Raw genomic sequence first — 9,378 nt, 5'->3', positions numbered from 1 at the left:
CCCCATTCCCCATTCCCTTTGACTCTACGTAATAATTTGTCTTAGTGCTGACTGTAAATTAGGATATTTGTACTCAAATCCTGTTTCCACGGTGCGCTTAGGAAGGACTTGCTGACCTTCTAAAACTACTATAGCCCCGTCTCCTAAAAGAGCTTCGATCGCAAAACCCGGAACAGGCAACCAAGAAGGGCGATTCATTACTTGTCCCAAAGTTTGACTTAAATCTGCCATTCGCACTGGGTTAGGGGCAGTGGCATTGTATACGCCTTCTATTTCCGGTTTAGTTAAAGCTTGCATAATCAAGTTAACTACATCGTCTACGTGAATCCATGAGAACCACTGGCGACCACTACCAATGGGGCCACCAGCAAAGAGTTTGAAAGGTGGAATCATTTTACCTAAAGCACCACCATTGCCTAGAATAACCCCAAAACGCAGAATGACCAGCCGTACACCAGCATCTTTTACCTTTCTTGCTTCTGCTTCCCAGACTTGGCAGACTTGGGCGAGAAAATCGTTACCAGATGGGCTTGTTTCATCAAAGGTTGCCGTTTCACTGGTGCCGTAGTAGCCAATAGCCGAAGCGTTAATTAACACAGTTGGGAGACGGCGCGTTGCAGGGGTTCCCACGCCACTCCCCTCAACGGAAGGAACCTCCGCAAGGGGGTGGCTCCCCGTTGTAGCGACTTCTGTCTTGGGGTTAGCGTTGGTTATTGCTTCAACTATTTTTTGTGTACCTAACTTTCGGCTATTGAGGATTTCTTGTTTGCGTTCTGGTGTCCAGCGTCCTTCACCAATGGGTTCTCCTGCTAGATTCACTACACCATCACAACTAGCAATGACACTTTGCCAAGAACCAGAGGCGTTTGGTGTGTAGGGAACAATTTCTACATTGGCGAAAGCCTCAGATGGAAAAACCTTTTGAGCAAAAGCGGTGTTGCGAGTTAATACTACTATTTGATGACCTTTCCCGTGGAGTCGTTGTACCAAAAGACTACCGACAAATCCTGTTGCTCCAGTAATTGCTACTTTCATTTTCTATCTCAGCCAAACCTTTATTTTGACACTCCCACGGCTGTTAAACTCTTCGGTTCGCTCAATTTAACAAAAAGCCGTGAGATTCTTGCTTCATAGGGATTCCAATGAATTTACCCTCTTCCAAGAGAAGACGCGAAGCGGGAACAGCAAGCATCTTGACTGTCTGCCCGACGGCTGCACACCCTCTATATAAAGACGATGCTGTAATACCCGATCTCAAAACTCAAAAACTTTGCTTTTTTAATCACTTTTCGTTTAGATGCTTCGGTATTATAGGATGGACGGAGTGTTGCAAGGCGTGGGGCTATTATGGCTCGCTATACCTGTTCGTTTATTCTTTCTGTTGCTAGTGACCATCTCCAGCCGTTACTTGTAGAACTTCTACAAGACTGTCAGTTGGATATTCAATACCACACGGGCGATTACATTATCGCTCGTCAGACTCCTGGTAATGTGCCTTTTCCTAAATTGATCGCAGTAGAAGTATTGATTGATAAATCAAAATCTACTGAAACAGAAACCAAAATGAGTATTGTGATTAAAAATGAAGAATTACCACTCCAACTAGATAATTACTGCCGACAAATGTTTGAATTTATCAAGCAGGCTATTGAAAATAGCCGCCATTGGCATTTGATTGAAAGTCTTGCAGGATAGCTTGGTAATTGAATTGACAATCCCACGGCTTTCAGCCGTGAGAGTGTCAGAATTTGATTGGTAGTTAGAATTTAATCCCCCAGATCCTCTAAATCCTCGGCCATACCGGGGTTTATTAGTGTAATGTCGTACTCGCTCGAATCCGTTTGTCCCAAACGCTGAGTGTTTTTTAAAAGGTAATAAATGGCACGGACTTGAGGGCCAAAAACGATCTCGTCTTCATTTCTGAGATCGTGTGTTGGTATCTTACGTCCATTAATCATCAAACCGTTGGAACTAGCTTTACCTTTGGCATCGCCATCTACAATCCGGTAATAGTAGCTATGGCTATTATGCTCTCGTGGCAATCTTACTAATGTGGCATGGCGGCGGGAGACAAACTGCGACATCAAACGGATATTACATTCGCGGTCTCTACCTATAGAGTAGACGGGTTGCTCCAGAGAAAATTCTTTGCGACCTTGATCGTCTTCAATAATCAGTAGATGGTTTTCATTAGTTTCTGCTGCCATTGACAAATCGGTGGAAATGTGATAAATCAAGATTTGTTTAGTATCGTATTTTGCCATTTTCGCGCACCGTCAGTCTGTGGTGCTAATCTAAATAAGCTTTAAAATTGCATAATACCTTGAAAGAGTAGAACTTGGTCGTTCTACTCCAGTAGCTATGATAGCTTTTGTAAGTGCCTCAACAGGCTTTGTGATTTGTGTAAGTTTAACAAAATCTGCTAATAACTAATTCGTAGTGACGTTCTCTACAGGCAGTATCTCGTAGAGAACGTCACTACGAATTACGAATTGTTAACTTGAGATCGGAATAACTAAGATTTGTGAGGGGAAATTTTAGATGCAAAAAAAGTATTCTAAGGGTGATGAGCTAATCGCCGTAATAATATTGAGTTTGTGACGACGCTAACAGAGCTAAAAGCCATTAATGCAGCAGCACTAGATGGGTTAAGAACAAAACCCAGACTAGGGAACAAAACACCTGCTGCTAAAGGAATGCCAACTGTATTATATGCAAAAGCCCAGAATAAATTTTGGCGGATTTTTTTGAAGGTGGCGCGACTAAGCTGAATTGATTCGACGACATCGTTTAGGCGATCGCGCATTAGGATAATTTCAGCAGTTTCCATCGCCACATCTGTCCCGGAGTGTAAAGCAATTCCTACATCTGCTTGCGATAAAGCAGGAGCATCATTGATTCCATCTCCGACCATTGCCACAACGGACTGGGGATTGGATATTGGGGATTGGGCATTAGGCAGAATTTTTCCTAGTCGCCAGTCCCTAGTCCCCAATCCCTCTTTCTGGAGAGACTGGATTGCCGCCGCTTTTTTAGCTGGGGGTACACCCGCGATTACATCAGCGCTGTCTAATCCTAGTTGTTTGGCTATGGCGCTAGCTGCTTCTTTGCGATCGCCACTGAGCAACATTACCCGTAGACCCATCTGGCGCAACTTGTCTACAGTCGATTGGGCATCTGGTCTGAGGGGATCGGAAACAGCAATTAGCCCAGCTAAAGTTCCCCCAACTGCTACGCAAACGACTGTTTTTCCATCCGTTGCTAAATCCTGTGCTACCTGTTGTGCTGTTTCGCTAATGTCAATGCCGTGCCAACTCAACCAGTCCCAGTTACCTAACAATACAACCGTGCCCTCTACTACAGCAGAGATTCCCAATCCTGGTTCCGTGTGAAAGTCCACAGCCTCTGGAATAGATAACTGTTGCCGTAGTGCTTCTTGCTGAATCGCTTTTGCTAGGGGGTGGTGAGTACCGCTTTCTACGGCTGCTGCTAGTTGTAATAGAGATTGGGAATTCCTAGTCTTCAGTCCCCAGTCCCCAGTCCCCGATCCCTCAATTAACAGACAATCTGTAACAATGGGATTACCTGTGGTCAGAGTGCCAGTTTTATCAAATACTACAGTGTCTAACTGGTGGACTTTTTCTAAAACATCGCCGCCTTTGATTAACAAACCCCTCTCTGCGCCCATAGCAGTCCCGACCAGAATGGCTGTTGGGGTGGCAAGTCCTAAAGCGCAGGGACAGGCGACCACCATAACTGCGATCGCTAGTTTTAAGCTGATTAATAGGGGAGAGTGGGGAACTTGATGTGTAGCGTGACCCATCATTTCCATACCACCAGACATGGTGATATCAGTCCAGATGTGAGTGCCAAAAAAGTACCAAAAGACAAATGTGAATGCAGATGCTGTCAATACCCCGTAGGTAAAGTAACCAGCTACTGTATCCGCTAATTTCTGTACTGGGGCTTTCCGAGTTTGGGCGGCTTCTACTAAAGCGACAATTTGAGCTAGAGTTGTATCACTTCCAGTCCGGGTTGTCTGAATAGCGATCGCTCCTGACTGGTTTAGTGTCCCCCCTGTCACCAAATCTCCCGGTTGCTTAATTACTGGCACGGCTTCCCCAGTCAACATGGATTCATCGACTGTTGTTTGACCAACCACGACTTCACCATCGACAGGGATTTTATCACCAGGCAGCACTTTTAACCATTCACCAACCCGCACCTGTTCAGCAGGAATCTCTACACTAGAAGATCCCACTCCGTCTTTTTCTGGGTTAGCAATCAATCGCGCTACCTGTGGCTGGAGTGCTAGCAATTTTCTAAATGCAGCAGCAGCGCGACCTCTAGCTTGTTGTTCTAATGTCTTTCCTAAAATAATAAAGCCCAGCATCATTACTGGTTCGTCAAAGAAGCACTCCCAACCCAATTGGGGAAACAGCAGCGCTACTAAACTAGCAATGTAGGCTGTCAGCGTTCCTAATCCGATCAGAGTGTTCATGTTAGGCGCATTTCGCCGCCAGCCCAGCCAGCCATCCACTAAAATCGGGCGACCGGGAATTAATAGCGCCACTGTTGCTAGTCCACAGTGAAACCAGATGTTATTTAGTAGTGGCAGCACTGAGCTACCAAGATTACCAAAATGTCCACTTCCCGACAATAACAGCAATATTGCAGCGATCGCCAACTGCCTTAAAGAAGACTGCATTTCTCGGCGTTGTCGTTCTGCTGGGTCTGATAAGGTAGACATCTCGCCTACTACTGTGCCCCTAGCTTTTCGGGGTTGAGTCGGGAATCCAACGGCTGTTAATCGCTGTGCTAGTGCATCTGCATCTACCGCACCAGTTTCTGACTCTACAACTGCTACCTCTGTGGCCAGGTTCACACAGGCACTCTTGACTCCTGGATGTTGGGTTAGCTGTCGTTCTACCGCATTCACACACCCAGCACACTTCATGCCCCCAACATCGAGAATAATTTTCTCTATGATTGGGTCAAGTTCTGGGCCTAGCTTAGTTTTTGGGACAAGTTGCATGGCTTGTGTTTAGATTCGCTACAGAAATTCAACGCCTGACAAAAAGCGTCTCTAATTTGAGCGTAGGCGAAATATGGAACTACGACTGTATGTCAACCCTATTAAATTTCTTAATTTATCGTACTTCGCTGAAGGTCAATGACGGCTCCAGCGTAAATAAGTCACATAGATAATAGCTACCACTTGCATTGGCGCGATCGCAATCAGGCTTTTTAAGAAATAGTTGATTTCCAAATGAGACATAACGCTGAAATACCCTATGCCTAACAAGAAGAACATTGCCCAGTTAAGCTGTTTAGGTTTGAAAATGAGCATATCAATAAAAATAAATAATCAGAAGTAGAAGTGGCGAACTACTGCTATCTCCTGCAATAACAGCCTTCTTACACTAGAACCAGCCCTGTTTATTCACAAAGTAGGTATTTACAAATTCTTCAGGCGACTTATTCAAGTAGATCATGCCTTCAATTAAACCCACAAGTAGCATAATTACCAAGGAAATGCCGTAGGTAAAAGAACCCCCGACTACAGAAATCACCAACATAATAAAGCCTTCTGGAGCATATCCTAGAATAAATTTATGAATCCCAAATCCTCCCAGGATAATGCCACAGTAACCAGCGAGAAGTTGTTTGGTAGGGTGAGTGGGGTTGAGATTTGCCATATTAAGTGCTGCTCCTTGGTAAGTGAGGTATAAAAATAAAGTCTTTATTGGCATAAAAGCAAGTATAGTTACTCACCTAATAAATAGATTTTTAATTTTTAAGTGCAAGTAAGCCCGAAGATAAATAGCCAAAATCAGCGTACTTATACTTTAGAGGGAACGCTAAAATATTTTGCGGCATAGGCTGAAAATCTGGCGTTCCTTAATAAATTTTGCTGGATTTGACGATCGCAAACCCTGGTGCAGCAGTTTTGCAGATTTTTAGATCGGACATTTTTTTTGAGAAGAATGAACCTTAAGAATCAGCAAAAACTACTACACCACTTTTTACAAGTCCATCAGTATTATTTCCGGATTTTTTTCCGATGGCTTCCAGTGGGCGTAGAAATACCATCGCACCAATGATGAAACTAGTTATTGGCTAAAATCATTCGGATGAGAATAAATGCTTAACTAGATATTTTGATTGTCTATGTTAACAGCATTCTTTGATTTGCTTTTGCCATGATCTGACATTGGCTTTTCAGATAGTATTTATGCTTGTGACCAATTATTACTAGAAAGTTGTTCTTACATAAGCAGATAAAATCAGATATTTACGATTTTAGCAACAGTAATTTTGCAGTGTCAATTGCTACCTAATACGAACAAACTTAATAATGTACCACTATTCCAGAGGCTGTGAAGGAGCATAGGAGCAAGGAGATTGCGCGATCGCGTATAAACGACCCCTAAAACAATCCCTAATGCAGTGAGAGGAAGAATTTCCGACAAGCTGAGGTGAGCGATCGCAAACAACAAACTACTGATCAAAATCGATCCCCACACGGGTAAGTAGCGAGTTAGAGAGGGTAACAAAAAGCCCCGAAATAGGATTTCTTCAAAAAATGGAGCTGCGATCGCGGCTGTAGAGAAAAATATGCCCAGTGCTATACCATCTCGGCTTTCTAGAGCTAGTTGCAACAGGGGGTTACTACCACCCTGTCCTTGCCATAGCTGTTGATTAATCAAAGATACCACCACAACTATAGGTAAAGCCGTGCAATAGCCTCCCAGTCCCCACCAAAACCAATTATCTTGAAAACGGAAGCGAAACCAGAATTCCGGTAACGGGAAAAACGGCTTAAGAGAGAAATACAGCACTAACAGCGCACCTAACGCCACCAATAGGTAACTAACCAAAACAGAAAACGCCTGAAGTCGGACATCAACAATAGGACGCGGGATGGGTAGCACCGATATTACCAAGGGCACAAAAATTTGCCCCATAAAGAAAAAGCCTACAATAAAAACCTGCAAAACCGTTTCACCATCCCAAGGCGTTGACCAAGGGACATCAGCATTTTGAGCTAATAACGAGGTTTTTCCTTTCAACAAGCGTTGAGCAAATAATAAAATCAGCAGTATTAGACCAATTAAAGCTGCCAAAGTGGGAATAGTCCCAATAACGGCTAATTTCAACACTGCTTGAGCCGCAGACTCTTGTTGTGCAGCTTTAACTGCTGATAAAGCGTCTTCTCGTTGCTGGAGTTGGTATAGCTTAACCAAAGCATTTGAGCGAAACCAACCTTCTAAATTCTTTTGAATCCGTTCTTGAGCATTTTGAAGTAAACGGGGAGGATTGCTCCACAGTCCACTTAATACAGAGGCCGTTTCCCCAAACTCTGGATTGATATTTGAGCGTTGTTGTAATTCGCTCCAAGTTTTGAGGGCTGTATCCGTTTGTCCTTGCTGTGCTTGTAAAATTCCCAGGCGCAAGTCTAATTCAGCCAGTAATTTCTGGAGTTGTTTGAGGGACTGCTGTAACTGTTTCTGTCCCTGTTTAGAGGTTTTAGTTGTGGGAGGAGCGTCAGGTAGAGGTTTCGGAAGTGTGGGAGTTATTTCAGCTTGAGAGCTTAATTGTGCAAGTTTGCTATTAACTTTGTCCAAATTAGCTTGAACTGATTGACGCGCCTCTTCATACTGCTTTGTGGAGCTTTCCAGGGGTTGATCGCCAAGTATGGCTTCCCGAATCGCCTGGAGATTGTCATCGCTGCTATCTTTTGATTGCCAAGCTTGGGCTTGGAGAGCAATATTAGTTTGGTATAATTCTAGGCGACTTTGGAACTGAGGTTCTTGCCAACTACTGAATAAAGACGAAACTGCCAACAGAACTGCGATCGGTGTCAGTATAAAAATTAAAATTAACCGCTTGAGTGTCATCTATCCCCCTTTGACTAACAGTGGAGAGCGCGTCCCCCTTGGGAATTATCGCAATAAAAAGTCAGAGGTGGATAGATATCATCAATATTATAAGTTTGCTATGAATGTGCATAGGCGTAGCCCGTCGTAGATATCGCACCGACCATGTTAAATTACAACCCATTGCACTGCTTACCCTCCGCCGAGGATCTGCCCGATTCTGACGATGAACCTGTGGATAATCAACTACAACATTTGATTCCTGGCTTGCTAGAAGGCATCTTAGCTTGGCTGTGAGCAACTCGGATGGATTGGTTTTTTGGCGTTGATATGGGGATATATTACGATCCCGAATGACCGCCGATTGTGCCCGATGGGTTTTTAAGTTTAGGAGTCGAGCGAGTTTTTGATGAAAACTTGCGATTAAGTTATGTGTTGTGGGAAGAAAAGGTGATGCCAATTATGGCGCTTGAGGTTGTTTCTCACAGACGGCGTGGGGAATACACCAGTAAAAAGAAACTTTATGCTGAGATGGAGATTTTATATTATGTTGTCTACAATCCCCAACGCCGGAGAAAACCACCTTTAGAAGTTTATCGCTTTGTAAATGGTGAATATGTATTGCAGCCAGGAAATCTCGTTTGGTTATCAGAGATAGGTTTAGCAATTGGTTATGAACGGGGAACCTATCAAGGAATTACGCGGAATTGGTTGTATTGGTATGACAAACAAGGAGTCAGATATTTAGCACCAGAAGAACTTGCGATCGCTGCCGAACAACGCGCCGACAGGCTGGCGCAAGAATTGCGAAAGTTGGGGATAGATCCAGATTCTTTGAGTTGATTTGGTTCATTCAGATAAACCTAGTCTTTGCTTGACAGATTGCCAGGTTGAACCTTGGTTTGGGTTTTGGCGATGCATCTCCAAGCGTCTATCTAATTCGAGTTTTTGCTCATCGTTGAGAGGAACTTCATCGGGTGTAGTAAGAATGCTATCCCATAATTCCTGGGCAAGCTGTATACGTTCAGATACACTTAGTTCGGAAATATCGATTTTTAATATGGGGTGCATGGTTGTTGTTCAAATAGTTGCTCAATATAGATAATCTTATGCGATCGCCTTTTGGACTCAAACAAGCAATATATTTCGATTGTTTGCTCTTTTTGATACATTATTACCACTGTTAGATTAGAGTAGTGCATTAGACAGAGTGTGACTTCGTAATTAGACTCAATGACAAACATTCAGATTAAAGAACGCAAAGTTGTTGAACTTCATCCCCATCCAAAAAATGACAGTATTTACGGCGACGAAGATATTGAGCAATTAGCCCAAGATATTAAAAGGTCTAAATGGATCAAACCGCTTATTGGGGTAAATATAGCGAAGCTGTCACCAGGGGCAAGATAGCCTGAAAGTATTGCGGTGAAAGACTTTCAGACTACAAGGTTCTCAGATATACGAACAAAGCGTATTTTTAGACACATTCACCCCGTCT

8 protein-coding genes and 1 pseudogene are annotated in these 9,378 nt (G+C 43.5%); 3 read left to right on the top strand and 6 right to left on the bottom strand.

The window, feature by feature from the left end; genetic code table 11:
• Nucleotides 1–24 precede the first annotated feature (24 nt).
• Nucleotides 25–1,035, bottom strand: coding sequence for a TIGR01777 family oxidoreductase (locus tag CDG79_RS36925; protein WP_094346518.1), 1,011 nt, complete (start codon nt 1,033–1,035; stop codon nt 25–27).
• 312 nt (nt 1,036–1,347) lie between these two features.
• Between CDG79_RS36925 and CDG79_RS36920 the strand changes: the two genes are divergently transcribed.
• Entirely contained in the window at nt 1,348–1,695 is a 348-nt protein-coding gene (locus CDG79_RS36920) for a hypothetical protein (protein WP_094346517.1), read from the top strand.
• Nucleotides 1,696–1,766: 71 nt separating this feature from the next.
• On the opposite strand, the gene CDG79_RS36915 is transcribed toward CDG79_RS36920, so the two are convergent.
• From CDG79_RS36915 to CDG79_RS36895, 4 genes are all read right to left on the bottom strand, one after another.
• On the bottom strand, nt 1,767–2,264 hold the full coding sequence (locus tag CDG79_RS36915) for an FHA domain-containing protein (RefSeq protein WP_094346516.1): 498 nt from the start codon (nt 2,262–2,264) through the stop codon (nt 1,767–1,769).
• Nucleotides 2,265–2,557: 293 nt separating this feature from the next.
• Nucleotides 2,558–5,035, bottom strand: a complete 2,478-nt coding sequence (locus CDG79_RS36910) for a heavy metal translocating P-type ATPase (protein ID WP_094346515.1) — start codon at nt 5,033–5,035, stop codon at nt 2,558–2,560.
• Between the two features lie 388 nt (nt 5,036–5,423).
• Nucleotides 5,424–5,699: a TM2 domain-containing protein gene (locus CDG79_RS36900; protein WP_094346519.1), complete on the bottom strand. Its 276-nt coding sequence runs from the start codon at nt 5,697–5,699 to the stop codon at nt 5,424–5,426.
• A 627-nt stretch (nt 5,700–6,326) separates the two neighbouring features.
• Nucleotides 6,327–7,901, bottom strand: a complete 1,575-nt coding sequence (locus CDG79_RS36895; RefSeq protein WP_094346514.1) for a CPBP family intramembrane glutamic endopeptidase — start codon at nt 7,899–7,901, stop codon at nt 6,327–6,329.
• A gap of 144 nt (nt 7,902–8,045) precedes the next feature.
• On the opposite strand from CDG79_RS36895, the pseudogene CDG79_RS36890 reads away from it, so the two are divergent.
• Nucleotides 8,046–8,723, top strand: a pseudogene (locus CDG79_RS36890) (Uma2 family endonuclease).
• 6 nt (nt 8,724–8,729) lie between these two features.
• Here the strand turns inward: CDG79_RS36890 and CDG79_RS36885 are convergent.
• Complete coding sequence (locus CDG79_RS36885; RefSeq protein ID WP_094346513.1) at nt 8,730–8,951, bottom strand: addiction module protein; 222 nt, start codon at nt 8,949–8,951, stop codon at nt 8,730–8,732.
• Between the two features lie 162 nt (nt 8,952–9,113).
• Here CDG79_RS36885 and CDG79_RS43090 point away from each other — a divergent pair, with 162 nt between their 5' ends.
• Complete coding sequence (locus CDG79_RS43090; protein WP_189525261.1) at nt 9,114–9,290, top strand: hypothetical protein; 177 nt, start codon at nt 9,114–9,116, stop codon at nt 9,288–9,290.
• Nucleotides 9,291–9,378: the final 88 nt, after the last annotated feature.

Source organism: Nostoc sp. 'Peltigera membranacea cyanobiont' 232, from assembly GCF_002245985.1.
Classification (GTDB): Bacteria; Cyanobacteriota; Cyanobacteriia; order Cyanobacteriales; family Nostocaceae; genus Nostoc.
Note: the sequence above shows the minus strand (reverse complement) of the source record. Positions and strands in the feature narration are given on the sequence as shown.